This is a genomic window from Microbacterium sp. LMC-P-041, from assembly GCF_030209555.1.
Taxonomy (GTDB): domain Bacteria; phylum Actinomycetota; class Actinomycetes; order Actinomycetales; family Microbacteriaceae; genus Microbacterium.
The window spans coordinates 789169-802769 of the sequence record NZ_JARVRV010000001.1 but is presented as its reverse complement, the minus strand read 5'-3'; the positions used below and the strand labels follow the sequence as shown (position 1 = coordinate 802769).

Below are 13601 nucleotides of genomic sequence, written 5' to 3'. Positions count from 1 at the left end.
TTTCGCCGCCGGGGGTTTCTCCGGGGTTCTCGCCGGGGGTTTCGCCGCCGGGGGTCTCTCCGGGGTTCTCGCCCGGGACCTCGCCATCGGGGTTCTCGCCGTCGGGGTTCTCGTCGTCAGGCTCTTCGTCCACGGGAGGGGACGTGGACTCGGGCAGTGCCGGCGCGGTCGACTCGGTCGGGGCCGGGGGTGAGACGATCGCCGGCGCGATGTCCTCAGCGGGCTGGGGGGTGACGGGTGCTTCGACGGGCGGGGTGACGGGCTCGGGCTCGGTCTCCGCTTCATCGACGATCGGCGTCTTGTCGTCGGACATCGACTCGTCGGGCCCGACGTCTGCACTGATCGACGAGGAATCGCTGTCGCCCGCACTCGGCATCGATGCCGCGGGCGTCGCGCCCGTGAGGCTCGGGATGATTGTGGCGGCCGCCACGACCCCGGCGACCACGAGGGCCGCCGATCCTGCGCTGACGAGCGCACCGACTCCGCTGAAGATGCCTCCGGTCGCCGTGCCACCGGCTCCGCCACCGGTCGCTGTGCCTGCGCCGGTCGCGCCGGCTCCACCGGTGCCGCTCGACGATCCGGCGGCGGCTGTTCCGCCTCCCGCAGCCACGACAGCTCCCTCGGTGATCCCCGAGGGCATGGCCGCGAGCGCGACGATGGGCGTACCGCCACCCTGGAGGGTGGCGAGGTAGCCTGCGGAACCCGTGACTCCGAGGACGAGGGGCAGCAGCACGAGGGCCAGCCGCTTGGAGACGTCCTTCGCCTCAGCGGCGACGATCATGCAGCGTGCGCACTGGTCGAGGTGCTGCTCGAGACGGTTGTGGTCTCGCGTGCTGAGGTTGCCGCGCGAGTAGGCGCCCAGGTGCTCGATGGTCCACTGGCAGTCGGAACCTTCGGCCGCGCTGCGGAGGTGAGCCTGGATCCACGCTTCGCGAAGTCCTTCACGCGCTCTGAAAGCCAGCTGCGAGACGGCGCCGGACTTCATGCCGAGCAGGGTCGCGGCCTCCTGCGGCTTCATCTGCTCGATCTCTGTGTACCAGAGCACTTCCTGCCAGCGGGAGGGCAGGCTGCGGAACGCCTGCGCGGTCAGGCTGCGATCGAGGGCCTCGTTGGCCGCCTGGTCGGTGCTGTCGGGATCGGCGACGGAGTCGAGCTCGTCGATGGCGGACTCGCGTCGAGAGCGGCCCCAGGCGGCGGCGGTGTTGCGGATGCTCGTGAACAGGTAGGCGCGGAACGATCCGTTCGGTCCGCCGCCCTTGATGATCGCCTGATAGATGCGGGTGTAGGACTCCTGCACGAGGTCGTCGGGGTCGATCGACGACGTGATCGATCGCGCGACCGACATGCCGGAGGGATAGTGCCGCCTCCACAGTTCGCCGAAGGCCGCCGCGTCACCCGAGCGGGTGCGCAGGACGAGATCGGCGTCGGCGATCGTTTCCTCGTGTGAAGTGCTGTCCTGATCCACTGTCATCCATCTGTCGTGGAGCGCGAGTGCGCCTCCACATGAAGAGACGCGTGAACCCCATTTTCATCACGCGTCATCTCCATTCTCTCTCCTATCTCTCAGGCTTGCCACCCCTTCTCGAAAAGTGCTCGCAGAAGACCGGGGGCGAATAAAGACCTGATCACGGGCAGATCAGTCGGGCGCGCGGAAGAACCGTGAAAAAAGATCTGAGAAATCGCGTAATGAATCGGCGTCGACGTCGTCTCATCACTAGAGACAGCCATGGGGCTCCACCGGGGGGCGGAGCTCAGGCGCTGGTGCAAGGGGTAAGTGCACCGGCATGGTGGGTCGGGCACCTCGGGGGAGGAGCGCTCGGCCCGCCAGCTCTCGCAACGTGGGGGGAATTGTGACGGGGTCGCCGATCTGGGGAACGGCGGCCCCTCACCCGCACCGGGCTACGGCCGGTCGCCGATCCACACGCGAGCGACCTGCAGCTGTGCGTTCAGCAGCACCGCGTCAGCGACGAACCCGACCGCCAGGCGACCGATCCGGTCGCCGTATCCGATCGCTCCCGCCGGTGTCTCGGTGAGCGCCCGGACGGCTTCCGTGAGAGGTGCGCCCGCCGCGGTCGCCCTGCGCAGCGCCGCGTCGAGGGTGAGCGTCGACCCCGCGATCGATCCCGTGTCGTCCGCGCGCGCGATGCCGTCGAGGACAGTCACGCTCACCGCACCCAGGTCGTAGTGCCCGTCGGCGCTGCCGGCAGCCGCCATGGCATCCGTGATGAGTGCGACGCGACCGGGTGCCGAGTCGAACACGAGCTTGACCACGTGCGGGTCGAGGTGGATGTCGTCGGCGATCACCTCGAGCACCACGCGGCGGTCGGCCGCCGCCGCCAGTACCGGCCCCGGCGCTCGGTGATGGATTCCGGGCATGGCGTTGAAGGCGTGGGTCAGCACGGAGGCGCCGGTCTCGAATGCCGCGTCCGCAGTCGCGGCATCCGCACTCGTGTGTCCCACCGCTGCGACAGCGCCGGCGTCCACGATCATCCGGATCGCCTCGAGACCGCCGGGGAGCTCCGGTGCGATCGTCACCTGCCGGATCGTCCCGCGGCCGGCGTCGAGCAGGCGGGCGACGTCGTCTCGTGTCGGAGTGCGCAGCAGCGACGGCTCGTGAGCTCCGTGGTGCGCCGGGTCGAGGAACGGCCCTTCCAGATGCGAACCCAGGATGTCGGCATCCGACTCCATCAGGTCGGCGATCTGCGCCACGCGTCGAGCGAGGGCGTCGACGGGGGCGGTGACGAGGGAGATCACCGATCGTGTCGTGCCATGAGCGCGGTGCAGAGCGCGAGCCGAGCGGATCGCCTCCGGCCCGTCGTCGAACGACGCTCCCGCGCCGCCGTGGCAGTGGATGTCGATGAATCCGGGTGTGAGTACGGCATGCGGCCCGGCGACGACGGTCGCGTCGACGACCTCATCGGCGGGGGCCCACGTCTGGCCGGTGCCGAGAGCGGCGACCCGCCCGTGTTCCATGCGAACCCAGGCGTCCGCGACCTCGACGCCGTGGTCGATCAGTCGGGCCGAGTGGATGACGACCGATCCCGTCGCTGTCGAAACGGATGTCATCGCTCGCTCCAGGGGATCTCGTCTGCGGGGTGGAAGTCCACGCCCTCAGCCTTCCACAGCGGGGCGAGTGCGCCGAGTCGCCCGCGGAACGACTCCCAGTCCCGGCCGTCGGCGTCGCGCGGTGACCACGCGACCTCCGCCTGAGCGGCGGCCCGCGGGAAGACCAGCTGCTCGACCTCGCTCAGGGTGCGGGTGGTCTCGCTCCACAGCGGAGCCTCGATGCCGAGGATCGCGGACTCCGGGACGTCGAGCACAGCGGTCGGCTCCCACTCGTACGCCCTGCGGACATCGATGATCGCGGCCCAGGTGAGTCCGAGCGGAAAATCCTCGGTGTACTTCATGTCGAGGTAGGCGACGTCGGCGGTCGACATGATCAGCGCCCCGCCGCGCTCGACGAAGTGCGCCGCCTCCTCAGCGTGCGATCCCTCGGGTGTCGTCTTGCCCCAGTACTGGCCGATCGTCCCCTCGGCGATGTCCTTCGCTGCGCCCACCTCGTGCCAGGCGACGGGGATCTTGCCCTCCTCGAACACGATCGCGGTGGCGCGCTCGACGAACAGATCGAAGTCCGCCTGCGGGGTGCCGAGGGACTCGTCGCCGCCGATGTGGATGTACGGACCCGGGGTCATCTCGGCGAGCTCGCGCACGACGTCACGGACGAACTCGTAGGTGCGCTCTTCATGGATGCGGACGCTCGAGTGCCCGACGCCCCACCCGAGATAGGGCTCGCCTGCGACGGGGAGCGGCTGCCCCAGGCGCGCCGATTCGGCGATCAGGCTGTCGTTCATGACCGGATCCTCGACGAGCTCCGGATACGCGACGCCGATGGCGTGCGTGTGACCGGGGAGGTCGATCTCAGGGATCACGACCATGTGCCGCTCAGCGGCGTACGCGACGATCTCGCGATAGTCGTCCTTCGTGTAGAAGCCGCCGGGGTCGCCGAGGGAGGCCGTGGACGAGGCGAGCTCGGTGAGCTTCGGCCACGAGTCGATCTGGATGCGCCAGCCCTGGTCGTCACTGAGGTGCAGGTGCAGGTGATTGAACTTCAGGGCACTGGTGCTGTCGATGAACTTCTTGACCTCATCGACGTCGAAGAAGTGACGCGTGACGTCGAGCATGACGCCGCGACGTGCGAATCGTGGCGCGTCGGTGATCTCGGCGCGCAGGAACGCCCATCCCTCGTCGTCCTCACGGAGCAGTTGCAGCAGCGTCTGCACGCCGTAGAAGAGTCCTGCCTCGTCGCCGCCCACGATCTCGACGGAGTCGCCGACTGTGAGCCCGTATCCTTCGGGCGCCGCGGCGGGGTCGATCCGCAGGACGATCGTCGACCCGGTGCCGGCGCCGGTGCTGTCCGTCGAGTGCGACAGCCGGATGCCGCTGCGGCGCGCGACGGCGTCGATCAGCTGGGCCGCCGCGGGGGAGTCGCCGACGACTCGCAGGCCGTCGGAGACGGGCAGCCGACCATCGACGGCGATGGAGGAAGCGGGAAGAGGAACAAGGGGCATGGAATGGGGAAGGACCATGAACAAAACCTACCGTGCGCAGAGTCGGCAGCACAGGGAAATCCGCTATGCTTTCTCACGTCGCGACTGGCGTCTGGGTGGACTACCACCGGGGAGCGACTGACCACGGAATTCGACCGCGCGCCTGGGCCGATAGGTACACCCTTCGAATCCGTTGTCAGAGGAGCATGTCATGACCGACCGTTACTTCAACGCCCCACTCTCCGAGGTCGACCCCGAGATCGCACAGGTCCTCGACCGAGAGCTCGCACGGCAGCAGACGTTCCTCGAGATGATCGCATCCGAGAACTTCGTGCCCGTCTCCGTGCTCCAGTCCCAGGGCTCGGTGCTGACGAACAAGTACGCCGAGGGATACCCCGGCCGTCGTTACTACGGCGGCTGCGAAGAGGTCGACGTCGCGGAGGAGCTCGCGATCCAGCGCGCCAAGGACCTGTTCGGCGCGGAGTTCGCGAACGTCCAGCCGCACTCGGGAGCATCCGCGAACGCCGCCGTGCTGCACGCGATCGCTCGGCCCGGCGACACGCTGCTCGGCCTCGCCCTCGACCAGGGCGGTCACCTCACTCACGGCATGAAGATCAACTTCTCCGGCCGCCTGTACGACATCGTCGCCTACGGCGTCGACCCCGAGACCTCGACCATCGACATGGACGAGGTGCGTCGCCTCGCCCTCGAGCACAAGCCGAAGGTCATCATCGCCGGCTGGTCGGCATACCCGCGCACGCTCGACTTCGCCGCCTTCCGTGCGATCGCCGACGAGGTCGGCGCGCTGCTCTGGGTCGACATGGCGCACTTCGCCGGCCTCGTCGCCGCCGGCCTCCACCCGAACCCGGTGCCGCACGCCCACGTCGTCTCGTCGACCGTGCACAAGACGATCGGCGGCCCCCGTTCGGGCTTCATCCTGACGAACGACGCCGACCTCGCGAAGAAGCTCAACACGGCTGTGTTCCCGGGGCAGCAGGGCGGCCCCCTGATGCACGTGATCGCCGCGAAGGCGACGGCGTTCAAGCTCGCGGGCACCCCGGAGTTCAAGGAGCGCCAGGAGCGCACGCTGCGCGGAGCGTCAATCCTCGCCGAGCGTCTCTCGCAGCAGGATGTGAAGGATGCCGGCATCGGAGTGCGCTCCGGCGGCACCGACGTGCACCTGGTGCTCGTCGACCTGCGTGACGCCGCGATCGACGGCAAGCAGGCCGAGGACCTGCTGCACGACATCCACATCACCGTCAACCGCAATGCGGTGCCGAACGACCCGCGCCCGCCGATGGTCACCTCGGGTCTGCGCATCGGGACGCCGGCACTCGCCACCCGCGGCTTCGGCGACGCCGAGTTCACCGAGGTCGCCGACGTGATCGCACTCGCGCTGCTCCCCGGCGCCGACGTCGAGGCGCTCCGTGCGCGTGTCGATGCGCTCGCCGCAGGCTTCCCGCTCTACCCGGAGCTGCAGCAGTGACCGCGAAGATCCTCGACGGCAAGGCGGCGTCGGCCGCGATCAAGGCCGAGCTCACCGAACGGGTCGCCGCGCTGAAGGCGAAGGGCGTGGTGCCCGGCATCGCGACCGTTCTCGTCGGAGCCGACCCGGCATCTCAGCTCTACGTCGGTATGAAGCACCGTCAGTCCGAGGCGATCGGGATGAACTCGATCCAGCGCGAGCTGCCGGCCGATGCCACCCAGGCCGACGTCGAGGCGCTGATCGACGAGCTCAACGCCGATCCGGACTGCCACGGATACATCGTGCAGCTGCCGCTGCCGAAGCACATCGACACGGACGCGATCCTCGAGCGGATCGACCCGGCGAAGGATGCGGACGGACTGCACCCGACCAACCTCGGTCGACTCGTGCTCAACGTCAACAACCCGATCCACACCCCGCTGCCGTGCACGCCGCGGGGTGTCATCGAGCTGCTGCTGCGCAACGGCTACGACTTCGCCGGCAAGCACGTCGTGGTCGTCGGACGAGGTGTGACGATCGGTCGCTCGATCGGCCTGCTGCTGACGCGACGCGACCTGAACGCCACGGTCACGCTCACGCACACCGGCACGGTCGACATGCCGCGGTACCTGCAGGAGGCCGACGTCATCGTCGCCGCCGCGGGCGTCAAGCACCTCATCCGCGCCGAGGACGTCAAGCCGGGCGCCGCCGTGCTCGACGTCGGCGTGACACGCGAGACCGACCCGGAGACGGGCAAGAACCTCGTCTTCGGAGACGTGCACCCGGATGTCGCCGAGGTCGCGGGCTGGGTGTCGCCGAACCCGGGCGGAGTCGGTCCGATGACCGTCGCCCTGCTCATGACCAACGTCGTCGAGGCGGCGGAACGCCTGGTCTGACCGTCGCCGGTCTCGATCTGCATCGTCGGTCCCGATCCGTGGACTTCCCCTTCCGATCCGCCTGCGGATCGGGGTGAGGCCCGGGATCGGGACCGTCTGCGTTCAGCCCAGCTCGTCGAGCATCCGCCGCTGCTCCGGGGTCAGACCGTCGTGGAGCTCCTCCCGCGCCTCCGCGGCGGCGGTCGTCTCCGGGGCGGGCGTGGAGGCTGCGGGCGCCGGCTTGCGGCGCGACACCTTGCCCTGCACGGCGTCGTACAGCTCGCCGGCCTTCGCCCGCAGCCTGTCGTCGACCTGGTCGTAGATCATCCAGCCGAACAGCAGGAAGAGCGGCGGGAGCGCGTAGCTCCAGAAGCCAGAGGCGCGGACGCCGCTCAGCCAGACGACGGCCACCCAGATGAGCAGCTCGACGAGATAGACGAGGACGTACTGGACGACCTTCTCGCCGGTCCTCGTGCGATCGGCCGCGGACTTCGCCGCCGCGTTGCGGAACGCCGCGGTGAGCAGCGGCTTCACGAAGCGCGCTGCGAGCGTCAGGATGACGGCCGCCCACAGCGCGGTGAACCCGACAGAGACCCCCGACGACAACAGGCCGATGAGCAACAGCACCGCGACGTTGAACACGTAGAGCGCGGCGAACCGGACGATTCCGTTCTTCATCTGACCAGAATTCCACACACTCTCGGATGCCGCGGCATCTCCCTGCGGAGCCTGGTGGGGATCAGCGTGCGGGAAACGCGCGTTCGACCGCATCGACCACGGTGCCGTAGACGGAGTCCCACGGGACGAGCGGGGGAGTGACCCCGGCGAGTTCGAGGCTCACGGCTCCATGCACCTGCGCCCAGACGGTGAGAGCGGCGGCCATGACCTGCGGTTCGTCGACGCGGGCCGCGAGCGCGCGCACGAGCGGCGCCATCGCCGTGCTCATGGTCGCGTCATCGGGGCGGCAGTCCTCGGTCGCCACTGCGCCGCCGAACATGAGGCGGTAGAGCGCGGGATTCTCCATCGCCCACGTCCGATACGCGAATCCGAGTGCGCGGAGCCCTTCCGGTTCGGCCGTGGCTTGCGCCTCGCCGAACGACGCGAAGCCGTGCTCGATGACCGCGACGAGCAGTTCGGTCTTCCCGCCGAACAGCGCGTAGACCGCTGAGGTCGAGGTGCCGGCGGTCTGTGCGATGTCGCGGAGACTGATCCGCTCGGGGCCCTTGTCGTCGACCATCTCGGCCGTCGCGTCGAGCAGGCGGTCGCGCAGGGCGTCGTCGTACAGGGGAGGTCTTGCCATGGGATCGATCTTATCGTAACGTTGTTGCATAACGCAGTTACATAACGATGTTCCAAGGAGAGCGCATGACTCAGCACGTCTTCCCCGGCAGGTTCACGGCCGCTCCGGAACGATCGGATGTGACGGTCTTCCTGATCGGGATGCGAGCCAATCGGTGGTGGCAGCTCGGCAGGGTGTGGCGGACGGCCAGCAAGATGCCCCCGATGCTGCAGCATCTCGTGACGCACCCGGAGGCGGGGATGCTCGGAGTGCACAGCTGGTTCGGTCGCACGACGATCCTGCTGTCGTACTGGGAGAGTCCGGAGCATCTGCAGCGGTTCGCCGCCGACCGCGACGCGCCCCATCTGCAGCCCTGGCGCGACTTCATGCGCACGCTGCAGGGAACGGGGAGTGTCGGCGTGTGGCATGAGACCTATCAGGTGCCGACAGCGGATCTGGAGGCCGTCTACGTCGACATGCCGGCATTCGGACTCGCGGCGGCGACCGCGCACGTCCCCGTGGGGCCGGGCATGAAGACGGCGCGCCAGCGGATGGGTCGCTGACGCGCCGGCATCATCAGAGCTCAGCCCTGGGGGTGCAGGCTGCTCTCGATGTTCGTGATGCGAGCCTGCTCGTCGAAGCGGAAGGTCGCAGTGCCCGTGCCGTCGGCGACCATGGCCCCCGAGAACGCCTCGTCGGTCCACGTGAGGTTCCACCCGGCGAGACGGGCGGCGTCCCAGACCGCCGTCCGGGCATCAGGCAGAGCCAGGCCCGAGAGGATCCGCGGAAGGGCGATGGAGGCTGCGGCGACGGTCAGGGCGGGGAGCGGCGCATCGAGCAGGAAGACGGCGTACGTGCCGCCGCCGACCGGCGCGAGGTAGTAGGGCGCTCGACCGGTGAGCTCGACCGCGACCGCGCCGACCGTGTGGGCGGCTGCGGTGATCCAGTCGGCGTCGCCGGTGGCGTCCGCGGGGAAGGGGAGCTCCTGCTCGCTCAGCTCCGGGATGCCGTGCTCCCTGCCGTAATCGCGCAGCTGGCCGGCGATGCCGGCAGGGTCGCCCTGCGGGTGCGCCCACGCCCAGAGCAGCGAGCGGGGACCGGGGGCGATCGTCGCGACGAGGTGGGCGCGGGCCACGAGCCGGCGCGTGGCATCGGCGTTCGAGGTGAAGGTGAGGGTGCCCGCCGCCATGTCGGCATCCCATCGATTGTCACCGAGGTCCTCGAGGGCGGTGGCCAGGGAGTCCTGACGGAGGGCGGAGAACAGTGCGGCACGGTCTGCGAGCGGCTGGAGCGCGGCGAAGGTCATGCCCACAGTCTCGCCCGGATTGCTATGAATCCGCCAACTCCGAGCGCGGGGACACTGCATCGGAGGGGCGGCCCATCCGCCAGACACTCGGTACCACCAGTGTCACGGCGGCGAGCACGGCATAGAGGATCCCCGAGGTGACCAGCACCGTCTCGACATCGCTGCGGGTGATCAGCCAGCCGTAGACGAGGGTGCCGATCGGCATCACGACGAAGCTGCCGAGCATGTCGTAGCTCGAGACGCGGGACAGCTTGTCGCCCGGGATGTTCTCCATCATCGCGAGGTTCCACCCGGTGCTGAACACCTCGGCCCCGGCGCCGGCGAGGAAGGCGGCGATGGCGAGCAGCACCACCGCGGGGTGCACGCCGAGGACGGTGAGCGGGATCGCGAACGCGGCCATGCCGATCATGCCGTAGCGCAGGGGGCGTTTCAGCGGGAACCACATCAGGACGAGGGTCATGAGCAGGATGCCGACGCCTTCGGCGCTGACGACCCACCCCCAGCCGGCGATGCCGAGCCGTTCGTCGTTCTTGGCGATGTACGGACCGACGACGCCCCACGCGCCGATGTGGATGGCGTTCATCACCATGAAGGCGAGAACGATGACCCACAGCCACGTGCGACTCCAGAACTCCTGCCACCCGATCCTGAGGTCGTGGAACATCGTGGTTCCGCCCGCATGATCAGGCGGAGGCAGTCGGACCATCGCCAGGACGGGTATCGCGATGACCCAGCCGATCGCCTGAACGACCATGGCCCAGGCGGGGCCGGCCGCGGCCACGACGATGCCCGCGATGATCGGGCCGCCGATCGTGGTCGCCGAGCGCACGAACGACAGCATCGCGTTGCCCTGCTGCAGGTGCTCGGGGGAGGTCAGCTGCGGGATGATCCCCTGCATGGCGGGGAGCACGAACGCGGTGGACGCACCGTTCACCACCGACAGCAGAGCGAGCAGGGGAACCGTGGCTGTGCCGCTGAACAGGAGGGCGGCCATCGCGCCCACCGTCAGGATGTCGATGACGTAGCAGGACTGGATGATCAGCGCGCGAGGCAGCCGGTCGGCGATCACGCCGCCGAAGAGCAGGAAGACGATGTTGCTGACGGTGAAGGCGGCCAGGACCAGGGAGAGCGAGCGTGCGTCGTTGTCGATCTCGAGCACGGCGAAGGCCAGTGCGATCGACGACATCGACCCTGCGATCAGAGTGATGGCGCGGGCGAGGAAGAACCAGCGGAATCCTCGGTCCTGCATCGCTGCGAGGGCGCGGATCATGACGGCTCGTCGCTGCTCTGCATCCGTCAATCCTGCCACTCGAGGGCAGCGGCAGGCGTCAGTAGCTGGCGCGGGTCGTGTCGTCGGATGCCGGGATGAAGCGGGCGGCCAGAGCCTCGGATGCGCGTGCCAGCATCGCCACGTCGGCACCGACCGCCACGAAGTCCGCGCCGGCGGCGGTGTACGCATCGGCGGCGGAGGGATCGAAGGCGTTCACACCGACGGGCGTGCCTGCGGCCGCGACCGCGGCGAACACCTGCTCGACGGCGGCGACGACATCCGGATGCGTCTGCTGGCCGAGCAGTCCCATCGACGCGGAGAGGTCGGACGGGCCCACGAACACGGCGTCCACGCCCTCGACCGCCGCGATCTCGGAGGCGGCCTCCACCCCGGCGACCGTCTCGATCTGCACGATGAGGGAGGTGTGCCGCGCCGAGTCGCGCAGGTAGCCGTCGACCCGGTTCCAGCGCGCGCTGCGGGCGAGCGCGCTTCCGACTCCTCGGACGCCCTCTGGCGGATAGCGGGTCGCCGAGACGGCCGCGCGTGCCTCCTCGGCCGACGAGACCATCGGGACGATGAGGTTCTGTGCTCCGAGGTCGAGGACCTGCTTGATCGCCACGGTGTCGTTGGACGGCACGCGCACCACCGGGGTGATCGGATAGGCGGCGACGACCTGCAGCTGCAGCAGCGTGGACTCGAGCGTGTTGGCCGAATGCTCCATGTCGATCAGCAGCCAGTCGAGGCCCGAGCCCGCAGCCACCTCGGTGACGAGAGAACTGCCGGAGCACGCCCACATCCCGATGAGCGGGCGATCGGAGGCGGCGAGATGCTCGCGGAAGGAGGGGCTCAGATGAAGCGGCATTCGATCGTTCCCATCGGTCCGTAGTCGCACAGCACCTGATCGCCGCGAGACACCCACATCGGGCGTGTGAACGATCCTGCCAGGATGACCTCGCCGGCCTCGAGACGCGCGCCGTGCTGGTGGAACTTGTTCGCGAGCCAGGCGACGCCGGTGGCGGGGTGGCCCAGCACGCCGGCGGCGACTCCGGTCTCCTCGATCTCGCCGTTGCGCGAGAGCACGCCGGGCACCCATCGCAGGTCGATCTCGTCCGGGCGCCTGTGCACATCGCCGAGGACCATGGCCCCGTAGGCGGCGTTGTCGCTGATCGTGTCGACGATCGTCCTGCCCTCGAGCTCGATGTGCGAGTTCAGCACCTCGAGCGCCGGCACGGCGTAGTCGATCGCGGCGAGGGCGTCGTCGAGCGTGCAGTCGGGCCCCTCGAGCGGATGCTTGAGCACGAACGCGAGCTCGACCTCGATGCGCACGTTCGAGAAGTGGTCGACCGGGATCTCGGCACCCGACTCGTAGACGGTGTCGTCGAACATCACCCCGTAGTCGGGCTCGGTGATGCCGGTGGCCTGCTGCATCGCCTTCGACGTCAATCCGATCTTGCGTCCGACGAGACGGCGTCCCGCGGCGATCTGCGAGTCGCGCCAGACTCCCTGGATCGCGTAGGAATCCTCGACCGTCGCGTCCGGGTACCGGGCGGTGATCCGGGGGATCACGGAGTGGGTCCGATCGGCCTCGGCGAGCTCTCCGGCGATCTGCGCGACGATGTCTGCTGACAGCATCCGTCTCTCCTCTGTGTGCGAACCTGCGTGCGAACCTGCGGATGAATCGATCAGAGCTGGTGGCCGAGCTTGTACTCGCCCTGCTTGTACTCCGGCATGGCCTCGTCGTCGCCGGGTCGCGTGTATGAGAAGCCGTCGGCGCCGATCGTGACGGCCATCTCGGAGTCGTCGGTGCGGGCGACGACGGGCTGCGGGTCGCCGTCGAGGTCGAGCACGAGCGAGGCCTCGGTGTACCAGGACGGGACGACCGGGTTGCCCCACCAGTCGCGGCGCTGGTTGTCGTGCACATCCCAGGTGATGACGGGGTTGTCGGGGTCGCCCGTGTAGTAGTCCTGCGTGTAGACCTCGACACGGTGACCGTCGGGGTCGCGGAGGTAGAGGTAGAACGCGTTCGAGACGCCGTGACGGCCCGGGCCGCGCTCGATCGCGTCGGAGCGGCGGAGGGCTCCGAGCTTGTCGCAGATCGCCAAGATGTTGTGCTTCTCGTGCGTCGCGAAGCAGACGTGGTGCATGCGCGGACCGTCGCCGCCGGTCATCGCGGTGTCGTGCACGGTGGGCTTGCGACGCATCCACGCCGCATACACGGTGCCCTCATCGTCCTGGATGTCCTCCGTGACGCGGAATCCCAGGTCCTGCATGAACTTCACGGCGCGGGGCACGTCGGGGGTGACCTGGTTGAAGTGGTCGAGTCGAACGAGCTCGCCCGGGATGTGCAGGTCGTAGCGCCACGACATGCGCTCGACGTGGTCGGACTGGTGGAAGAACTCGATGGGGAAGCCCAGCGGGTCGACCACGCGCACCGAGTCGCCGACGCCCTTGACGAAGCCCTCCGGGTTGCGGCGCACGTCGCAGCCGAGCTCGGTGTAGAACGCCACGGCGAGGTCGAGATCCTCAGCCGAGCGCACGCGGTAGGAGAACGCGGCGACAGCGGCGATCGGCCCCTTGCGCAGCACGAGGTTGTGGTGGATGAACTCCTCGGTCGAGCGGAGGTAGATCGCCTCGTCGTCCTCTTCGGTGACATACAGCCCCAGGACGTCGACGTAGAACACCCGCGAGGCCGCGAGGTCGGTGACGACCAGCTCCATGTAGGCGCAGCGCAGCACGTCCGGGGGAGTGCTCTCGGGGGTCGCGATCGGGTTGGCGGTCTCGATCGGAGCCTCCTGGCTCACGTAGTAGCCCGAGGAGGTCAGCGTCTTCGCAGTCTTGTCGGTCATGTCGGGTCCTTGC

Annotated in this window: 13 protein-coding genes and 1 riboswitch; of the genes, 3 read left to right on the top strand and 10 right to left on the bottom strand. The window is 68.8% G+C overall.

Translation table 11 applies throughout. The features are described from left to right. From QRN21_RS03825 to QRN21_RS03815, 3 genes are all read right to left on the bottom strand, one after another. Positions 1-1471: sigma-70 family RNA polymerase sigma factor (locus QRN21_RS03825; protein ID WP_285363165.1), on the bottom strand; the 1471-nt coding region annotated here is incomplete at its 3' end. Positions 1472-1899: 428 nt separating this feature from the next. Further along, positions 1900-3066 (bottom strand): N-acetylglucosamine-6-phosphate deacetylase, encoded by a 1167-nt coding sequence (gene nagA, locus QRN21_RS03820; protein WP_285363164.1) that lies wholly within the window; start codon positions 3064-3066, stop codon positions 1900-1902. After that, positions 3063-4586, bottom strand: a complete 1524-nt coding sequence (locus tag QRN21_RS03815; protein ID WP_285363163.1) for a beta-N-acetylhexosaminidase — start codon at positions 4584-4586, stop codon at positions 3063-3065. The genes nagA and QRN21_RS03815 overlap by 4 nt, the downstream gene beginning before the upstream one ends. Before the next feature lie 52 nt (positions 4587-4638). Further along, positions 4639-4723: riboswitch (ZMP/ZTP riboswitch) on the top strand. Between the two features lie 35 nt (positions 4724-4758). On the opposite strand from QRN21_RS03815, the gene glyA reads away from it, so the two are divergent. Together glyA and QRN21_RS03805 are read left to right on the top strand one after the other, a co-directional pair. Beyond that, positions 4759-6033 carry a serine hydroxymethyltransferase gene (gene glyA, locus QRN21_RS03810; protein ID WP_285363162.1) on the top strand — a complete coding sequence of 425 codons (1275 nt, stop codon included), beginning with the start codon at positions 4759-4761 and terminating at the stop codon, positions 6031-6033. Beyond that, positions 6030-6908 (top strand): bifunctional methylenetetrahydrofolate dehydrogenase/methenyltetrahydrofolate cyclohydrolase, encoded by an 879-nt coding sequence (locus QRN21_RS03805; protein ID WP_285363161.1) that lies wholly within the window; start codon positions 6030-6032, stop codon positions 6906-6908. The genes glyA and QRN21_RS03805 overlap by 4 nt, the downstream gene beginning before the upstream one ends. A 102-nt stretch (positions 6909-7010) precedes the next feature. Here QRN21_RS03805 and QRN21_RS03800 read toward each other — a convergent pair whose 3' ends face one another. Then, on the bottom strand, positions 7011-7565 hold the full coding sequence (locus QRN21_RS03800; protein WP_285363160.1) for a hypothetical protein: 555 nt from the start codon (positions 7563-7565) through the stop codon (positions 7011-7013). Positions 7566-7626: 61 nt separating this feature from the next. After that, positions 7627-8187, bottom strand: a complete 561-nt coding sequence (locus QRN21_RS03795) for a TetR/AcrR family transcriptional regulator (protein WP_285363159.1) — start codon at positions 8185-8187, stop codon at positions 7627-7629. 65 nt (positions 8188-8252) lie between these two features. On the opposite strand from QRN21_RS03795, the gene QRN21_RS03790 reads away from it, so the two are divergent. Continuing rightward, positions 8253-8729, top strand: coding sequence for a DUF4188 domain-containing protein (locus QRN21_RS03790; protein WP_072590897.1), 477 nt, complete (start codon positions 8253-8255; stop codon positions 8727-8729). A gap of 20 nt (positions 8730-8749) precedes the next feature. Here the strand turns inward: QRN21_RS03790 and QRN21_RS03785 are convergent, their stop codons facing one another. The 5 genes from QRN21_RS03785 to hpaD are packed head-to-tail and all read right to left on the bottom strand — an operon-like array spanning position 8750 to position 13588. After that, entirely contained in the window at positions 8750-9472 is a 723-nt protein-coding gene (locus QRN21_RS03785) for a DUF6882 domain-containing protein (protein WP_285363158.1), read from the bottom strand. Positions 9473-9494: 22 nt separating this feature from the next. Then, positions 9495-10742 (bottom strand): MFS transporter, encoded by a 1248-nt coding sequence (locus tag QRN21_RS03780; RefSeq protein WP_285363157.1) that lies wholly within the window; start codon positions 10740-10742, stop codon positions 9495-9497. A 58-nt stretch (positions 10743-10800) separates the two neighbouring features. Then, positions 10801-11604: an HpcH/HpaI aldolase family protein gene (locus QRN21_RS03775; RefSeq protein WP_285363156.1), complete on the bottom strand. Its 804-nt coding sequence runs from the start codon at positions 11602-11604 to the stop codon at positions 10801-10803. Continuing rightward, positions 11589-12374: a fumarylacetoacetate hydrolase family protein gene (locus QRN21_RS03770; RefSeq protein ID WP_056277427.1), complete on the bottom strand. Its 786-nt coding sequence runs from the start codon at positions 12372-12374 to the stop codon at positions 11589-11591. Before QRN21_RS03770 ends, QRN21_RS03775 begins: the two co-directional genes overlap by 16 nt. A 50-nt stretch (positions 12375-12424) precedes the next feature. After that, a complete protein-coding gene (hpaD, locus tag QRN21_RS03765; protein WP_285363155.1) occupies positions 12425-13588 on the bottom strand; it encodes a 3,4-dihydroxyphenylacetate 2,3-dioxygenase in 1164 nt (387 codons plus the stop codon). Positions 13589-13601: the final 13 nt, after the last annotated feature.

Bases quoted from the DNA above. Each gene is read 5' to 3' on its own strand.
- QRN21_RS03800 (WP_285363160.1), bottom strand. From the start codon at position 7,565: ATGAAGAACGGAATCGTCCGGTTCGCCGCGCTCTACGTGTTCAACGTC.
- QRN21_RS03780 (WP_285363157.1), bottom strand. From the start codon at position 10,742: ATGATCCGCGCCCTCGCAGCGATGCAGGACCGAGGATTCCGCTGGTTC.
- QRN21_RS03815 (WP_285363163.1), bottom strand. From the start codon at position 4,586: ATGGTCCTTCCCCATTCCATGCCCCTTGTTCCTCTTCCCGCTTCCTCC.
- QRN21_RS03795 (WP_285363159.1), bottom strand. From the start codon at position 8,187: ATGGCAAGACCTCCCCTGTACGACGACGCCCTGCGCGACCGCCTGCTC.
- QRN21_RS03775 (WP_285363156.1), bottom strand. From the start codon at position 11,604: ATGCCGCTTCATCTGAGCCCCTCCTTCCGCGAGCATCTCGCCGCCTCC.
- glyA (WP_285363162.1), top strand. From the start codon at position 4,759: ATGACCGACCGTTACTTCAACGCCCCACTCTCCGAGGTCGACCCCGAG.
- nagA (WP_285363164.1), bottom strand. From the start codon at position 3,066: ATGACATCCGTTTCGACAGCGACGGGATCGGTCGTCATCCACTCGGCC.
- hpaD (WP_285363155.1), bottom strand. From the start codon at position 13,588: ATGACCGACAAGACTGCGAAGACGCTGACCTCCTCGGGCTACTACGTG.
- QRN21_RS03770 (WP_056277427.1), bottom strand. From the start codon at position 12,374: ATGCTGTCAGCAGACATCGTCGCGCAGATCGCCGGAGAGCTCGCCGAG.
- QRN21_RS03785 (WP_285363158.1), bottom strand. From the start codon at position 9,472: ATGACCTTCGCCGCGCTCCAGCCGCTCGCAGACCGTGCCGCACTGTTC.
- QRN21_RS03790 (WP_072590897.1), top strand. From the start codon at position 8,253: ATGACTCAGCACGTCTTCCCCGGCAGGTTCACGGCCGCTCCGGAACGA.